Raw genomic sequence first — 13,820 nt, forward strand, 5'->3', positions numbered from 1 at the left:
TCGGAGAGCGATGATCGATCACGACAGAGCAACGCTGGCGATTTACAGCGAGTCGCGCACTGTCGCGGAGATCACCGCCTCGCTCCAGCTCGAACCCACCGACGCTGCGAACATCGGCGAACAGACCCGGTCCGGCCGAGCAGGACGAGCGTACAAGCCCGAGTATCTGACCTATCAGCGGACGACGTGGCTTCTTGACGTGACCGCACGTTCAACGGGCGACGACGAAGGTGTCAATGCGAGCCTGATCACGGACCTCGCCGCCATCGGATGTGAGGTTCGTGGGACCGTCTTCCTCGATGATCACGATGCAGGACGTGACGGAGTGGAGTTCCGCTTCGACGACTGATAGGTTCCGGCTTATCGGAAGGCGGGCTATGTCTCGATCGACAGCACGAACGGCAGCGCTCGCGTCCGTGGGGGTGGTGGCCCTGCTCTTGGTCGGGTGCGGCGCAGAAGGAGCCGGGGACACGTCGAGTGCTCCATCCCCGCCCGCGACCCGCGGGCCCGAGCCCGAGCCCGTGACGGCGGAGGCACCGGAGCCGACCACGACGGACCGCTGCGTCCGGATGTCCGAGGTCGTCAGCTACACCGACGACTGGCGGTGGGAGCGTCGGCAGCCGCTCGTGGACCTCGGCGCCAGGGAGTTCGCGCAGGGGGAGGTGACCCTCGATGACGACGGTCATGTCGTGACGTACACGGTCGCGCCCGGCGACGTCGAGGCGGTGATCGCCGAACGGCTCTGCGCCTACCCGTCCCTCGCTTCGCTGAATCACGTGCGCGATCTCTCCCCGGGGCAGGTGCTCTGGCTCACCCCGGATCCCGACTCGCCCTGGGTGCCGTACTTCAGCCCGCTGGACGCCGAGGCCGGATTCGCACAGATCCCCTACCAGAACGCCATGACCGCGGCGGGTCTCGCGGTCGACGCGGGGGACATCGACGGCGTGCGTGCGATCTGGAACGACACCCTGGCGGGCATGTTCACCGACCCCGCCACCATCGAGGCCATCCAGAAGGTGGTCGACGCCGGGGACCCCGACGCGCTGCGCCAGCTGTTCTCCTAAGTCCGCCGAACCCGCGGCCGGAGCGAGGTCTGGATCTCACTCGGTCCGCCTGGGAGAGTGGTGGGATGCAGCAGGCAGAGACGAGTCGACCGCGGCTCCTGAGGAGAGCCCTGCCGGCGGTCGTCGTCGTGCTCGTGACATGGCTGCTCCTCTGGCTGGCTCAGGGAGTGCCGACCGTGTGCGCCCTCGCGTTCCCCTGCCCCACGCCGGACGTCCGTGTCGCCCCGGCCCTGCTCTTCGGCGGGCTGTTGCTCGTGCCGACGGTCGTCCTGCTTCTCACGTCCGGATCGCGCCACGGGCGGAGCGGGGTCCGCGCTGTCGCGTGGGTGCTCCTGGTCGGCATGGCCGTCGTGGGCCTCGGCGCGGTGCTGTTCTCGGGCGGCTTCAGCATCGGTCTCGGTCGCTGACGTGCGACGGCTCAGCGCCGTACACCCGCGTCCGGCCCATGGCGATCCTCGAACGCACGGAGCGCGCGCCTCGCGCGGCGGGTCTCGACGATACCGACGACGACCCCGGCGGCGAACACGATGATGCTGAGAACGCGCCACAACCCGGCGGGCGCATCGAGGAGGAACGCGACCGTCCAGCCGACCGTCATCACCGAGGAGAACACGATCGCGTAGACGCCCCAGTTCCGCCGCCGTTCCAGCGCCATGCGCTGCTGGATGAGCGACGGCTCCGGTCCGCCCGCGGGCCCGCTCATACCCGGAGGGAGGAACCCTCGTCGCTCGCGGCCGGAATCGGGACCGCAGCGCCGGAGCGGGTGCGGAACCACAGGGTGAGCTCGAACAGGGCGCGCTCCATCGTGGAGGCGTCCGCACCCTCGACGAGGTCGTCGAAGGAATCGCGGAAGCCCGCGGGGGCGGCGGTGCTCCCCGTGCGGAACGACCGATAGCCCATCGACCAATCGGAGAAGAGCCGGGCGGTGATCGGCGTCTCCAGCAGGATGCGCATCGCGCGGTGACGCGGATCGTCGGCGATCGCGTCGACGAGTCGGCGCACGGCCTCGACCGGTCCTTCGAGGACCTGGAGGAAGCGCCCCTGGCGGAAGAGGAGGAGGCCCGTGATGTCGCGGGCCGCGTTCGACCGGCGGCACTGCTCGAGCAGCTGCTCCAGAGCGGTCTCCCGGAACGGCTGCGCCGCCGTGCTGGTGTAGACGAGGCGGAGCAGCCCGTCGGCCCTGGCCGCCGTCACCCCTGCACCAGCTCCGGAGCGCCGAGGGCGGCGTCGCCCTCCGAGGGGCCGGCGTGGGCGACGACCTCCGTGGTCGCGTCGCTCAACGTGGCGTGCAGACCGAGCGGCTGCGCGGACGCGGAGAACGCGGCGAAGCGGCCGTCGGGCTGACGGTCGACGTAGCCGAGGAAGTCTCCGCCGCGGCTTCCGACATGGAAGCCGTCCTCGACGCACGCCCAGAGGACATCCGATGCGGGGTGGGGGGAATCAGGCACGGCTCCACCCTACGGCGGGCGGCCGACATCGCCGCGGGCCTTGCGCTGACCCGCCTCGATATGGCACACGCACCGAACGCCGCCTCAGTCGCCGGCGCGCGGTCGTCCCGGCTCCCGCCAGCGTGGCGGCACCGGGGTCGGAGTGATCGGCTCGACGCGGTCCGGCGTCGGCAGTCCCGACGGAACGCCGGCGTGCAGGACGAGCTCCTCGCCCGCGTGCCGGATCGTCACCGGATCGCCAGCGCTCAGCCGGTAGGTCGTCTCCGCCGGCGTGATGTCGACGTGCAGGATGCAGCCGTGCAGCCGCACGCCGAACGCGAGACGGGTCACCCCATCCGGGAGCTGCGGCCGGAAGGACAGGCCGTCGTCTCCCTCCCGCATGCCCCCGTAGCCGGCCGTGACTCCCGTCCAGATGCCGGCGAGGGCCGCGATGTGGAGTCCCTCGTCCGTGTTGCCGTGGAGGTCGTCCAGGTCGAGGGCCGCGAGCTCCGCGAGGTACGCCGATGCGAGCTCGAGATGACCCACCTCGGCGGCGATCACGGCCTGCGCGGCCGCGGAGAGCGAGGAGTCACGCACGGTGAGGGCGTCGTAGTAGGCGAACGCCCTGGCCTTCTCCTCCCACGTGAACTCCTCGTGCGCGGTGTAGAGCGCCAGCACGAGGTCGGCCTGTTTCAGCACCTGCTTGCGATAGAGGTCGAAGTAGGGGAAGTGACTGTGCAGCGGATAGTCGTCGGGGCCGGTGGCGTCGAAATCCCACCGGGCGTGCGCGGTGAACCCCGCCGACTGCGGGTGCACCTTCCGCTCCTCGTCGTAGAGCACGGTCATGCCGTCGGCGGCGGCCTCCCACGCGGAGATCTCGTCGTCATCCACGCCGAGCCGGGCGGCGACGTCCGGATGCCGCCGGACGGCTGCCGCGGCTCCGCGGAGGTTCCGGCGGGCGGAGAGGTTGGTGTAGACGTTGTCGTCGACCACGGCGGTGTACTCGTCGGGCCCGGTGACCCCGTCGATGTGGAAGCCGCCGTCGTCCTCCCGGCGCCCGAGGGACAGCCAGAGGCGCGCGGTCTCGACGAGGATCTCCGTGCCCGCCTCCCGCTCGAAGTCCTGGTCGCCCGTCGTACGGACGTAGTGCATCACGGCGCCCGCGACGGCGGCGTTGATGTGGAAGGCCGCCGTGCTCGCGGGCCAGTACCCGGAGCTCTCGCGTCCGTCGATCGTGCGCCAGGCGAAGGACGCGCCGCGCAGGCCGAGCGTGCGCGCCCGCTCCCTGGCGTGATCCAGCGTCGCATGCCGCCAGCGCAGTGCCTGGAGCGCGGCATCCGGAGCGGTCGAGGTGAGCACGGGGAGCACGAACGCCTCGAAGTCCCAGAACGTGTGGCCCTCGTAGCCCGAGCCGGTGAGACCCTTGCCCGGCACGGATCGAGCCTCGGCTCTCGCCGATGCCTGGAACACCTGGAACAGCGCGAAGCGCACGGCCTGCTGCAGCCGGGCATCGCCGTCGATACGGACGTCGCCGCACTCCCAGTACCGATCGAGGACGGCACGCTGTCCCGCCACGAGCGCGTCCCACCCCAGGCGAGCCGCTTCCTCCACGGCCTCCTCCGCGCGGTCACGCAGCGTCTGCGGTGCGAGGGACGCCGACCACTCGTGTCCGACGAGCTTGACGACCTCGAGCTCCTCGCCGGGGGAGAGATCGACGCGGATGCGCGTGCGCGCCAGATCGTCGTCCACCTCGGTCGTCACCTCCGGCGTCCCGTCTCCCGAGACCTGGACGAGATGGTCCGCGCTCACCGCCACACGCAGACCGCTGCGGCGGGTGCGGTGCAGCAGCGTGCTCCGCGCGCCGCGCTCCGATGCCGCGACGGCCTCCAGCGGACGGGCGAGGAGCTCCTGCACCCGCGGATCGTCATGGGTCACGGGAAGCGGCTCGTTCGCGAGCACCTCGGACAGCACGGTCACCGCGAGCGGAGCGTCGAGCGCCTGCACGCGGTAGCGCACGGCGGCCAGCGACCGGTGCTCCAGGGAGACCAGACGGGTCGAGTTGATGTGCACCCGACGTCCCTCCGCTGACTCCCAGTCCACCTCCCGATGCAGGGTGCCTTCGCGCAGGTCGAGGCGGCGGGTGTGCGCATGGACGGTCCCGTGCTCGACGTCGAACGGCTCGTCGCCGACCAGCAGGCGGATGAGCTGCCCGTTCGGCACGTTGATCACCGTCTGCCCCGTCTCGGGGTAGCCGTATCCGTCCTCCGCATACGGCATCGGATGCTCTTCGAACACGCCGTTCAGGTAACTGCCCGCCACACCCCGCGGATCGCCTTCGTCGAGATTGCCCCGCCAGCCGATGTGGCCGTTGGAGAGACCGAAGACGGACTCCTCCTGCGCGAGATGGGCCGGGTCGACGCTCTCGATGCCGACGGCCCACGGCTCGACCGTGAAGCGCGCCGTCATCGGCGCGCCCCGGCCCCGAGGCTTCTGTCCGCGGAGGAGCTGAGGATGCCGAGGAGCATGGAGTTCCCTTCTGCCGGAGACCGTGTGCCTCGACGGTATCCGCGCCGATGCACCGGCACGAGGGAGTTGCGCCGCGTCGACCCGGTCAGGTAGGCGGTCGGCGACGCGAGCGGCGCCAGGGCGAGAGCACCGCGCCGAGGAGGGCGACGACCGCTGCGGTCCGCCACCCCGGGTGCACCCGTGCCCAGGTGCTGACGCTGCCGCGTCCGCGGTGCGGCAGCCCGGCGCGCTGGTCGGTGTCGCGGAGCGGAGCGACGAGGTTCCCGAACTGCGCCGGAGCGGCGTCGGCCGTGCGCATCATCCGCGGACCGAACCGGCCGAGGGCGGCATCGAGCACGCCCGGCGTGACGCGCTGGACCCCGGTGAGCAGGAGAGCGCCGCCACCGACGTGGATGGTGCGTGCGGGGTGCACGGCGGCATGGAGGATCGCTCGTGCCACGGACCGCGGACGGTAATGCGGATGCGGCCCGCTCGGCCGAAACGCCATCCGGCTGCGGGCATGACGGTAGATCGGTGTGTCGATGACGGCGGGTCGGACCACCGTGATCGTGACTGGCGCGCGCTCGGCACGCAGTTCACGGCGCAGCGCGTCGATCGCTCCTTCCAGCGCGTGCTTGGAGGCGGCATACGCGCCATGCCACGGCATCGCCACCACGGCCTCGGCCGAGCTCACGACGATGATCGTCCCTCCCGAACGCCGGAGCGCCGGCAGTGCCGCCTGGACGCCGTTGAGCTGTCCGATGACGTTGATGTCGAGGACGCGACGGAACTCCTCGGGCGAGGTGTCGGCGACCGGGGCATAGAGGAGCACGCCCGCGTTGCCGACCCAGGTGTCGATCCGCCCGAACGCGTGCGTGATCTGGTCGACCGCGTCCTGCACGGCCCGGCGGTCGGAGACGTCGCACACGATCCCGCGGACGTCCCCGCCTTCCGCGGCGATCTCCTCGACCGTCTCGGTCAGCGCCTGCTCACCGCGGGCGAGCAGGACGACGGATGCCCCCGCTCGCGCGAAGCCGAGGGCCGCCTCCCGGCCGATGCCGCGGGAGCCGCCGGTGACGACGACCACCTGGGCGCCGAGGGGCGGCCGCCGTGCGCGTGTGCGCGGCGACCGCCCCTTCCGCGAGACCGATGGCGGCATCTCACTCCTTGTGGAGCGCGTCCTGCGCGGCGCCGGCCACCTTCTCCACGACGTTCGGCAGCTCGGTCGTGCCGTAGAAACGCGCGTCGGGGTGGGTGGGCGGAGGCATCTCGGCCGTGGTCGTCGGGCCCTCGTGGTAGCTGAACTCGCCATGTCCGTCCGGCGTCGGTCCGGAGGCCCACGTGCCTTCCGCGGCGGCAGGACCGTCGCTGAAGTTGAGGTACTGGTACGACACGTCGCGGTGCTCCTTCGACAGCGGGAAGTTGCTGGGCACGGGCAGCTTCTCGGCGCCCTCGGCCTTCAGCTCCTCCGCGGCGGCGAGCCACTGGTTCTGGTGCATGGTGTCGCGCGCCAGCAGGAAGCTCAGCAGATCGCGCACGCCGTGGTCGTCGGTCATGTGGTAGAGCCGGGCGACCTGCACCCTGCCCTGCATCTCGGCGTTCGCATTGGCCATGAAGTCGGCGAGGAGGTTGCCGCTCGCGGTGATGTACGAGCCCTGCCACGGGTTGCCGTTGCTGTCCACCGGGCGGGCGCCGGCACCGGCGACGATGCCCTGCTGCACGTCCGTGCCGCCGACGATCGCGGCGACCGTCGGGTCGTCCTGCACGGCGTCCTCCGTGATGCCGAGCGGAGACTTCTCGAGGAGTTGCGCGATCATGACCGCGAGCATCTCGACGTGGCCCATCTCCTCGGCCCCGATGCCGAAGACGAGGTCGCGGTACTTGCCGGGGATGTGCATGTTCCACGCCTGGAACTGGTACTGCAGGGCGACGGTGATCTCGCCGTACTGCCCGCCGAGGACCTCCTGCAGCTTGCGGGCGTACACGGCGTCCGGGGCCTCGGGCGTCGCGGAGAATTGGAGCTCCTGTCGATGGAAGAACATATCGAGCCTTTCTCTTCTGGGGATGGGCTGGCCATGCAACGCCCGGTCGGCCGATCCACTCAGGGCCTTTCCGAACCCGGAGTCGCCTGGGACAATCACTCTCGGCCCGCTGCGCCGCGACGACCGTTAGCGGGTGCGCCGCGACGGCGTCAAGCCCCGTCCGGAGAACCGGTCCTCCGGGCAGGCTGTCCTCCATGACGGAGGAGACGGCGGCAGCGCAGGATGCGATCGGCGCCTTCCTCGGGTCCCACGTCGACGAGATGGTCGAGCGTCTGTCGGCCTGGGTCGGGATCCCCTCCGTGTCCGCGGACGCCGAGCGTCGCATGGACGGTGTGCGGTCTGCGCACTGGATCGCCGGAGAGCTACGCGATGCCGGCTTCACGACGACGCTGCTGTCGGCGGGTGACGCGATCACCGTGTTCGCCGAGCGGTCGGGCGCGCCGGGAGCGCCGACGGTCCTCGTCTACACACACCACGACGTCCGCCACGCCAAGCCGGAGGAGTGGAGCGAGACGGCGCCTTTCACTCCGGTGCTCCGCGACGGGCGGCTCTACGGTCGCGGTGCGTCGGACGCGAAAGGCCAGGCGCTCGCGCACGTCTGGGCCCAGCGCGCGCTCGCCGCCGCGGACGGACCTGATGCGGGGGTGCACCTCAAGCTGCTCATCGACGGCGAAGAGGAGATCGGCTCGCCTCACCTCCAGGGGCTGCTGGAGGGAGACCCCGCACGGTTCGCGTGCGACCTCGTGGTGTTCTCGGACACCCTCCAGTGGGAGGTCGATTCCCCGGCCCCGGTCACCACCATGCGCGGGACGCTCACGGCGACCCTCACGGTGCAGGGCGCCGACCGGGACGTGCACAGCGGTGCCGCGTCGGGCGTGACGGTGAACCCCGCGCTGGTGTTGTCCCGCGTGCTCGCGCAGCTGCACGCCGAGGACGGAGGCATCGCGATCCCCGGCTTCCACAACGGCGTGGCTCCGCTCAGCGACGAGCGGGCCGCGGAGCTCGACGCGCTGCCGTTCGATCCCGACGAGTGGACGCGGCGCACCGAGACCAGGGTCATCGTGGGGGAGAAGGGGTTCACCCCGAAGGAGCGCCTGTGGGTGCGCCCGGCCATAGAGGTGATCTCGCTGCTCGCCGGTGACCCGGAGGGCATCGAGCGCTCCGTCATTCCGCGGGAGGCCATGGCCTCGCTGAGCATCCGGACCGTCGCCGACCAGCGCAACCATGACGTCGCCGACGCGCTCCGCGCCTTCATCGCCGACGGCATGCCCCCGGAGGCGACGTACCGTCTCGAGGTCGACGAGGACATCGCGCAGGAGCCGTATGTCTCTCCTCCGGGGCCGTACCGGGATGCGCTGGAGCGCGCTCTCGCGCTCGGGTACGGCCGACCGATCCAGGGGAGGATGGGCAATGCCGGGGGAGGGCCGGCCGAGCTGCTGTCCCGGGAACTCGATGCCCCGGTCGTCTTCCTCGGAACGGCTCTGCCCGAAGACCACTGGCATGCGAGCGACGAGAGCATCGATCTGCGCATGCTCGTCCGCGGCGCCGCGACGCTCGCGCATCTGTGGCGCGAGCTCGCCGCCGCCTCATGACTCCGCCGGGGGATGCGAGGAGGAGGCTCGTCCCCCGGCGGGCTACGCTGGACGCAGGCGCCACCGCCCGGTGCCCGGTCGCAGGAGCCCGGCGCGGACGACGCCTGCGAACCTGACACCGACGGCTTGAGGAGAACGACGCCGATGACCGACACCCAGATCTTCGAGCCCGAGGGCCGCGCCATCCCCTTCGTCGACGAGGGTGACGGGCCGGTCAAGCTCGTGCTCATCCAGGAGCGCGGCCTGGCCGCCGACGTGCTCGGAGTGGTCGGTCACTACCTCGCCGAGGAGGCCGGATTCCACGTGGTGCGGATCGGTCATCGCGCGGATGACGCCGACATCTCGATCGACGACCGCGTCGCGGACGCGCTCGCCGTCATCGACCACCTCGGCCTCGGCGACACGTGGATCGGCGGACACGGCTTCGGCGGCACGATCGCACGGTCATTCGCGCTGGCTCATCCGGAGCGCGTGAACGGTCTCGCACTCCTCGGCGTGGAAGACGTGGAGACGCCCCTCGCCCCGGTGATCCCGGTGCTGCTGATCCAGGGGACGGCCGACAAGGTCACCCCGCCCGCGAACGCCGAGAGCCTGCGCGCCACGGCTCCGGAGCGCGCCAGCATCAAGGTTGTCGAGGGCGGGGATCACCTCTTCCCGATGACGCACCCCATCGAGACGGCCGTCGTGCTCGAGGAGTACCTGGACTGGGACTGAGGGTGACGCCGCGGGTCAGAGGTCGCTGAAGTCGTTCGCGGGGACCATGATCTGCGTGACGGTGTCGCCGTCGAGCACGAACATCGTGTAGATGATCCCGGTGGAGCCCGGGCGGGTCAGGGACTCGGTGTCCGGCACCTCGCGGCCGCCGAGCCCGAGTTCGCTCGCCGTCTCCGGGTCCTCCGCATCCGTCAGCGCCCAGGCATCGGCGGCGCGGAGCTCGGCGCGGGTGCTGCCGACGCGGAATCCGTCCTCGGTGACGACGGGGAGGCCCGCCACCTCGGCCGCGGTGACGGAGACGCTCGCCGGGGCCTCGCCGGTGCTGTCGGCCAGGACGCGCAGGCCCTCCCAGTCGTACGCCTCCAGCGTGGAGGCTTCGCCGGGGAAGATCTCCACGCTCTCCGGCTCGGGAAGCTGGCCGGTGACCTCCTGGAGGAGCTCGAGAAGGGCGGCGGCGTCCGTGTAATCGGCGCTCCGGTCTTCCGCGCCGGTGACCGTCAGACCGTCCAGCGTCACCACGATCTGCGCGGACGTGGTCTCCGTCGGCGTCGGCGATGCGCTGGTGGTCTCCGAGGGACGAGGAGACGCGGACGGCTCGGCCGAGTTCGCGGGAGCACAGGCCGTCACCGCGAGCGCGGTGGCGGCAAGGGCGAGAAGAAGAGAAGCAGGTCGTCGCATGCTCCGATGCTAGAGCGTTTGCGGCCGGGTGCCCCGAAGGCGCGGACCTCGTTATCAGAGCGTGCTCGGAGACGGACGGACGCCGCGGCCGGGGCGGCCGCGGCGTCCGAAGTCTGAGGTCTCAGGCGACCTGAGGGAGCACGGCGAAGGACACGGAGCCCTCGTCGTCCACGCCCGCGTCGAGGACCTTGTCGTCGAGCGCGGAGGCGGCGGCCTCGTCGAGGAACAGGCGCGTGCCCGACAGCTCGACGACCTGATCGGCGGGCTCCGGGTCGGCGGTCACGGCGACGGCGAGCCGGGCCGCGCCCGAATCGTCCTGCGCATCGGCGGTGTGGATGCGCAGCCCGGCGGCCGGCGCGTCGTTCTGTCGACTCACAAGGGTCGACACGATGGCGGTGGCGTTGTCGGTGAGGGTGAGCACGAGCTCTCCTTTCCGGTTGGGGCATGACGCGGTCGCGACATGTCCCGGCTACGATTCCCCATCGCCCCGGATCCCCTCGACCCCCTTGCGCCGACGGGGGCGCTGCCCTTAACCTCGCAGCCGCTTGCGGAGGAAGACCTGGGCGGTGCCGTCGCCCTGCGGCACCCGTTCGCGCTCCTCGTATCCGCAGGACTCGTACAGCCGGATGTTCGCCTCGCTGAGGCTTCCGGTGAAGAGCTCGGACTCGCGGGCGTCGGAGGCCTGCTCGGCCGCCTCGAGGAGCTTCCGGCCGATGCCCTCGCCCTGCATGTCGGGGGCGATCGCGATCCGTCCGATCAGGAGCAGGTCGTCGTCCTCGACGAATCGGATGGCTCCGACCAGGCGGCCGTCGATCCGGGCACCCAGGCCGCGCTCCGAGGTGAGCTCGGCCTCCATCTCGGCGAGCGTCTGGGTCAACGGCGGCATGTCGACGCTCCCGTAGATCGCCGCCTCCGACACGAAGGCCGCCCGCTGGATCGTGAGCACCTCGCCGGCATCCGCCGCGGTCAGAGGGGCGATGACCACCTCGGGTCGATCCTCCTGTGCTGCTGTTCCCACTGTTCCGCCTCTCGTGATGGCCGTGTCGCCTCCCTCACGTTCGGGGGTGCGCCCGGTGGGTGTCAACCCCCTCGAATCGGCCGCGTGGCGGGGTTACCGTGACGGCAGGAGGTCACACCATGGCAGACACGAAGTCCAAGAAGACCAGCAGCTCCCGCAGCAAGGACGGGGCGGCGAAGGCCGGCGTCAAGACCACGCGCCAGCAGAACGCGGAGAAGGGGTTCACGGCATCCCCGACCCTCGCGGCGAACCTGCAGGCCGTGCTCGTCGATCTGCTCGAGCTCTCGCTGCAGGGCAAGCAGGCGCATTGGAACGTCGTCGGACGGAACTTCCGCGACACCCACCGGCAGCTCGACGAGATCATCGAGGACGCCCGGACGTTCAGCGACACCATCGCGGAGCGCATGCGCGCGCTGCACGCCGTCCCCGACGGCCGCAGCGCCACGATCGCGAAGACGACCACGCTGCCGGAGTTCCCGACCGGCGAGGTGTCCACGACGGAGACCATCGACCTCGTGACCGCGCGCCTCGAGGCCGCGGTCGGGACGATGCGCGACGTGCACGACGCCGTCGACGAGGAGGACCCGACGTCCGCCGATCTGCTGCACGCCGTCATCGAGCGGCTGGAGCAGTTCGCCTGGATGGTGAGCGCGGAGAACCGCAGTCCCGCCGGTCGCTGATCGAACCGCTGTCCGACCGCCGCCCTCGTCGCGCTCACGCCGACGGGGGCGGCGGTCCGTCGTGTGATCGCGCCCGCGCTCGGGCGCGCCGCAGCAGGCCGGGCAGCGCCATCCACAGTCCGACCACGAGCACGAGGGACGCGACGAGCGCGATGATCCCGGCGGTCCGGCTGACCGTGAAGTCGATGATGAGGGTCGTGACGCCGATCGTGAGGGCGCCGATCACGAACAGGTCGATCTTCACCAGCCGCGCCGCCGTCCGGACGAGCTCGGGCTTCAGCCGGCTGCCGAACAGGGCCCGGTGGATGCCGACGGGGGCGAGGGCGAGGATCGTCGCGAGAGCGGCGAGGGCCACGAGGACGACGTACAAATCGCGCTGGAACTCGTCCATGTCGGTGAAGCGCGGCTGGAAGGCCACCGCCAGAAGGAATCCGGTGAGGATCTGGGTGCCGGTCTGCATGACCCGCAGCTCCTGCAGCAGCTCCTCCCAGTTGCGGTCCGCGCGCTCGTTCGGGGTCTCGTCGCGGCCGTCGTCGCGGTCGTCGCGCTCGTCCGCGGCGCCACGGGGTTCTGCTCTCATGGCGATAGTCTCGTGGGCACGATCCGCCGCTGTCCAGGACCTTGCGCGGCCCGGCGGAGACGCCTCAGGAAAGGACCCCGGATGACGCTGCCCCCGATCGACGAATGGTGGCCCGAGCTGTCCGACGAAGCGCGCCGAGCGGTCATCGGCAGCGGCTCGCGGCACCTCGATGAGGATGTCCGCGAGGAGATCAGGGAGATCACCGGAGCGGTGGTCGGGATGATCGAGTCGCTGTCCGACGACGACCTCGCCTACGCCCGAGACCACGCGCCCGCGGAGGAGTGAGGCGTCAGCCCTCCGGCCGCTCGGCCGTCTCCTCGCGCAGCCGCGGCTCCGTGCGGCGCTCCGGACGCACGCCGTGCTTGTCGGCGTAGAACGCGCGGATCCGGTCCATGTCGGCGGCCACGTCTCCCGTGAGGTCGATCGTCGGCCCGAGGCCGGTCGTCATCGTGTGGCGGTCGACGAAGCCGAGGGTGACCGGCATGCCGGTGGCACGCGCGATCCGGTAGAAGCCGCTCTTCCAGTACTCGTTGCCGCCGCGGGTGCCGTCGGGGGTGACGACGAGGCCGAACACGGTCCCGGCGTGCACCTGGTCCACGACCTCGCCGACGATGCGCGCCGGATCCGCCCGGTCGACGGCGATGCCGCCGAGGCCGCGCATGATCGGGCCGCGCCAGCCGCGGAACAGGCTCTTCTTGCCCAGCCAGTGCACCTCGATGCCCAGCCGCCAGGCGATCGCGAGCATGAGCACGAAGTCCCAGTTCGAGGTGTGCGGGGCGCCGATCAGGACGGTCGGCCGCGTGGGGGCGGCGTCGGCGACGAGGGTCCACCGGCTGACGGCCCAGTACACGCGGGCGAGGAATCGTCGGAGCATCCGTCCAGATTAAGGGGAGCGGCCTATCGATCACCTGGCGGCTCGGCCGCGGAGGCGTGCGTGAGCGCCGCGGCGAGAGTGGGGTCCAGCCCGGAGACCTCCTCGACGGGGACGGCCAGCGCGAGCAATGCCCTGCTGAAGTAGTTGCGCGCCGCCGCCGCCAGGGTGATGTCCACGATCTGCCGGTCGCTGAACCCCGCCTCGCGCAGCTCCTGCGTGTCCGCATCGGTCATCGCCGACGGATCCGTCGACAGGCGTGCGGCGAAGCGGATCACGACCTGCTCCTGCTCCGTGAAACCGCGGTCGTCTCCGGCGGCGAAGGCGGCGAGTCCCGCCTCGTCGACGACTCCGGCGCGGAGGGAGCGGCGGCCGTGGGCGAGCAGACAGTGCGCGGAACCGAGGGCCCGCGCCGCACCGAGGGTCGCGGCTTCGTAGACTCCCACGCCGATCGACGGGACGACCGCGCGGACGAGCGCCTCGAAGGCGGCGTGGGCTTCGGGGTTCACGGCCATGGCCCGGGTGTGTGCGAACACGATCCCGTCGTCGGCGAGGTCGCTCTCGTACATCGCCGCGACATGCCCGGTCGCGGTGGCCCGTTCGGGCGGGTGGATGATCATGGCGCCTCCTCGGCTCCGGGGCGCGCGGC

General features: G+C 71.2%; 19 protein-coding genes. 7 read left to right on the top strand and 12 right to left on the bottom strand.

Features of this window, described 5'->3' with window-relative positions:
* The first annotated feature begins 10 nt into the window (after window positions 1-10).
* From BV453_RS09695 to BV453_RS09705, 3 genes are all read left to right on the top strand, one after another.
* On the top strand, window positions 11-349 hold the full coding sequence (locus BV453_RS09695; protein ID WP_249521472.1) for a hypothetical protein: 339 nt from the start codon (window positions 11-13) through the stop codon (window positions 347-349).
* 172 nt (window positions 350-521) lie between these two features.
* Window positions 522-1,064, top strand: coding sequence for a hypothetical protein (locus BV453_RS09700; protein ID WP_249521473.1), 543 nt, complete (start codon window positions 522-524; stop codon window positions 1,062-1,064).
* Between the two features lie 65 nt (window positions 1,065-1,129).
* A complete protein-coding gene (locus BV453_RS09705; RefSeq protein ID WP_217584990.1) occupies window positions 1,130-1,471 on the top strand; it encodes a hypothetical protein in 342 nt (113 codons plus the stop codon).
* Between the two features lie 11 nt (window positions 1,472-1,482).
* On the opposite strand, the gene BV453_RS09710 is transcribed toward BV453_RS09705, so the two are convergent.
* The 6 genes from BV453_RS09710 to BV453_RS09735 all read right to left on the bottom strand — a co-directional run bounded on the left by BV453_RS09710 (window position 1,483) and on the right by BV453_RS09735 (window position 7,038).
* Window positions 1,483-1,767: a hypothetical protein gene (locus BV453_RS09710; protein ID WP_249521474.1), complete on the bottom strand. Its 285-nt coding sequence runs from the start codon at window positions 1,765-1,767 to the stop codon at window positions 1,483-1,485.
* Entirely contained in the window at window positions 1,764-2,258 is a 495-nt protein-coding gene (locus BV453_RS09715) for a BLUF domain-containing protein (protein WP_249521475.1), read from the bottom strand. Before BV453_RS09715 ends, BV453_RS09710 begins: the two co-directional genes overlap by 4 nt.
* Window positions 2,255-2,512 (bottom strand): hypothetical protein, encoded by a 258-nt coding sequence (locus tag BV453_RS09720; protein WP_025102908.1) that lies wholly within the window; start codon window positions 2,510-2,512, stop codon window positions 2,255-2,257. The genes BV453_RS09715 and BV453_RS09720 overlap by 4 nt, the downstream gene beginning before the upstream one ends.
* Window positions 2,513-2,596: 84 nt before the next feature.
* Window positions 2,597-4,957 carry a glycoside hydrolase family 65 protein gene (locus BV453_RS09725; protein WP_249521476.1) on the bottom strand — a complete coding sequence of 787 codons (2,361 nt, stop codon included), beginning with the start codon at window positions 4,955-4,957 and terminating at the stop codon, window positions 2,597-2,599.
* A 145-nt stretch (window positions 4,958-5,102) separates the two neighbouring features.
* Window positions 5,103-6,155: an SDR family oxidoreductase gene (locus BV453_RS09730; protein ID WP_249521477.1), complete on the bottom strand. Its 1,053-nt coding sequence runs from the start codon at window positions 6,153-6,155 to the stop codon at window positions 5,103-5,105.
* Between the two features lies 1 nt (window position 6,156).
* Window positions 6,157-7,038, bottom strand: coding sequence for a manganese catalase family protein (locus tag BV453_RS09735; RefSeq protein ID WP_085606628.1), 882 nt, complete (start codon window positions 7,036-7,038; stop codon window positions 6,157-6,159).
* 194 nt (window positions 7,039-7,232) lie between these two features.
* Between BV453_RS09735 and BV453_RS09740 the strand changes: the two genes are divergently transcribed.
* Window positions 7,233-8,630: a M20/M25/M40 family metallo-hydrolase gene (locus BV453_RS09740; protein ID WP_249521478.1), complete on the top strand. Its 1,398-nt coding sequence runs from the start codon at window positions 7,233-7,235 to the stop codon at window positions 8,628-8,630.
* 144 nt (window positions 8,631-8,774) lie between these two features.
* Entirely contained in the window at window positions 8,775-9,344 is a 570-nt protein-coding gene (locus BV453_RS09745; protein WP_249521479.1) for an alpha/beta fold hydrolase, read from the top strand.
* Window positions 9,345-9,359: 15 nt separating this feature from the next.
* Here BV453_RS09745 and BV453_RS09750 read toward each other — a convergent pair whose 3' ends face one another.
* From BV453_RS09750 to BV453_RS09760, 3 genes are all read right to left on the bottom strand, one after another.
* On the bottom strand, window positions 9,360-10,022 hold the full coding sequence (locus BV453_RS09750) for a hypothetical protein (RefSeq protein ID WP_025102914.1): 663 nt from the start codon (window positions 10,020-10,022) through the stop codon (window positions 9,360-9,362).
* Between the two features lie 121 nt (window positions 10,023-10,143).
* Entirely contained in the window at window positions 10,144-10,443 is a 300-nt protein-coding gene (locus tag BV453_RS09755; protein ID WP_025102915.1) for a Fe-S cluster assembly protein HesB, read from the bottom strand.
* A 108-nt stretch (window positions 10,444-10,551) separates the two neighbouring features.
* A complete protein-coding gene (locus BV453_RS09760) occupies window positions 10,552-11,007 on the bottom strand; it encodes a GNAT family N-acetyltransferase (RefSeq protein ID WP_025102916.1) in 456 nt (151 codons plus the stop codon).
* 152 nt (window positions 11,008-11,159) lie between these two features.
* On the opposite strand from BV453_RS09760, the gene BV453_RS09765 reads away from it, so the two are divergent.
* On the top strand, window positions 11,160-11,720 hold the full coding sequence (locus BV453_RS09765; protein WP_085606617.1) for a Dps family protein: 561 nt from the start codon (window positions 11,160-11,162) through the stop codon (window positions 11,718-11,720).
* A 34-nt stretch (window positions 11,721-11,754) separates the two neighbouring features.
* On the opposite strand, the gene BV453_RS09770 is transcribed toward BV453_RS09765, so the two are convergent.
* Window positions 11,755-12,300 (bottom strand): DUF6328 family protein, encoded by a 546-nt coding sequence (locus tag BV453_RS09770; RefSeq protein ID WP_085606615.1) that lies wholly within the window; start codon window positions 12,298-12,300, stop codon window positions 11,755-11,757.
* An 81-nt stretch (window positions 12,301-12,381) separates the two neighbouring features.
* Between BV453_RS09770 and BV453_RS09775 the strand changes: the two genes are divergently transcribed.
* Window positions 12,382-12,585: a hypothetical protein gene (locus tag BV453_RS09775; protein WP_025102919.1), complete on the top strand. Its 204-nt coding sequence runs from the start codon at window positions 12,382-12,384 to the stop codon at window positions 12,583-12,585.
* 4 nt (window positions 12,586-12,589) lie between these two features.
* Here BV453_RS09775 and BV453_RS09780 read toward each other — a convergent pair whose 3' ends face one another.
* A complete protein-coding gene (locus tag BV453_RS09780; RefSeq protein WP_025102920.1) occupies window positions 12,590-13,174 on the bottom strand; it encodes a 1-acyl-sn-glycerol-3-phosphate acyltransferase in 585 nt (194 codons plus the stop codon).
* A gap of 23 nt (window positions 13,175-13,197) precedes the next feature.
* Window positions 13,198-13,791, bottom strand: coding sequence for a carboxymuconolactone decarboxylase family protein (locus BV453_RS09785; protein ID WP_085606611.1), 594 nt, complete (start codon window positions 13,789-13,791; stop codon window positions 13,198-13,200).
* Window positions 13,792-13,820 lie beyond the last annotated feature (29 nt).

Source organism: Microbacterium sp. ER1, from assembly GCF_023383675.1.
In the GTDB taxonomy this organism is placed as follows: domain Bacteria; phylum Actinomycetota; class Actinomycetes; order Actinomycetales; family Microbacteriaceae; genus Microbacterium.

What these genes read in the sequence shown, in the direction of transcription:
- BV453_RS09775 (WP_025102919.1), top strand. Translation starts at nt 12,382, where the DNA reads ATGACGCTGCCCCCGATCGACGAATGGTGGCCCGAGCTGTCCGACGAA.
- BV453_RS09725 (WP_249521476.1), bottom strand. Translation starts at nt 4,957, where the DNA reads ATGACGGCGCGCTTCACGGTCGAGCCGTGGGCCGTCGGCATCGAGAGC.
- BV453_RS09750 (WP_025102914.1), bottom strand. Translation starts at nt 10,022, where the DNA reads ATGCGACGACCTGCTTCTCTTCTTCTCGCCCTTGCCGCCACCGCGCTC.
- BV453_RS09770 (WP_085606615.1), bottom strand. Translation starts at nt 12,300, where the DNA reads ATGAGAGCAGAACCCCGTGGCGCCGCGGACGAGCGCGACGACCGCGAC.
- BV453_RS09785 (WP_085606611.1), bottom strand. Translation starts at nt 13,791, where the DNA reads ATGATCATCCACCCGCCCGAACGGGCCACCGCGACCGGGCATGTCGCG.
- BV453_RS09780 (WP_025102920.1), bottom strand. Translation starts at nt 13,174, where the DNA reads ATGCTCCGACGATTCCTCGCCCGCGTGTACTGGGCCGTCAGCCGGTGG.
- BV453_RS09745 (WP_249521479.1), top strand. Translation starts at nt 8,775, where the DNA reads ATGACCGACACCCAGATCTTCGAGCCCGAGGGCCGCGCCATCCCCTTC.
- BV453_RS09705 (WP_217584990.1), top strand. Translation starts at nt 1,130, where the DNA reads ATGCAGCAGGCAGAGACGAGTCGACCGCGGCTCCTGAGGAGAGCCCTG.
- BV453_RS09735 (WP_085606628.1), bottom strand. Translation starts at nt 7,038, where the DNA reads ATGTTCTTCCATCGACAGGAGCTCCAATTCTCCGCGACGCCCGAGGCC.
- BV453_RS09710 (WP_249521474.1), bottom strand. Translation starts at nt 1,767, where the DNA reads ATGAGCGGGCCCGCGGGCGGACCGGAGCCGTCGCTCATCCAGCAGCGC.
- BV453_RS09695 (WP_249521472.1), top strand. Translation starts at nt 11, where the DNA reads ATGATCGATCACGACAGAGCAACGCTGGCGATTTACAGCGAGTCGCGC.
- BV453_RS09730 (WP_249521477.1), bottom strand. Translation starts at nt 6,155, where the DNA reads ATGCCGCCATCGGTCTCGCGGAAGGGGCGGTCGCCGCGCACACGCGCA.
- BV453_RS09740 (WP_249521478.1), top strand. Translation starts at nt 7,233, where the DNA reads ATGACGGAGGAGACGGCGGCAGCGCAGGATGCGATCGGCGCCTTCCTC.
- BV453_RS09765 (WP_085606617.1), top strand. Translation starts at nt 11,160, where the DNA reads ATGGCAGACACGAAGTCCAAGAAGACCAGCAGCTCCCGCAGCAAGGAC.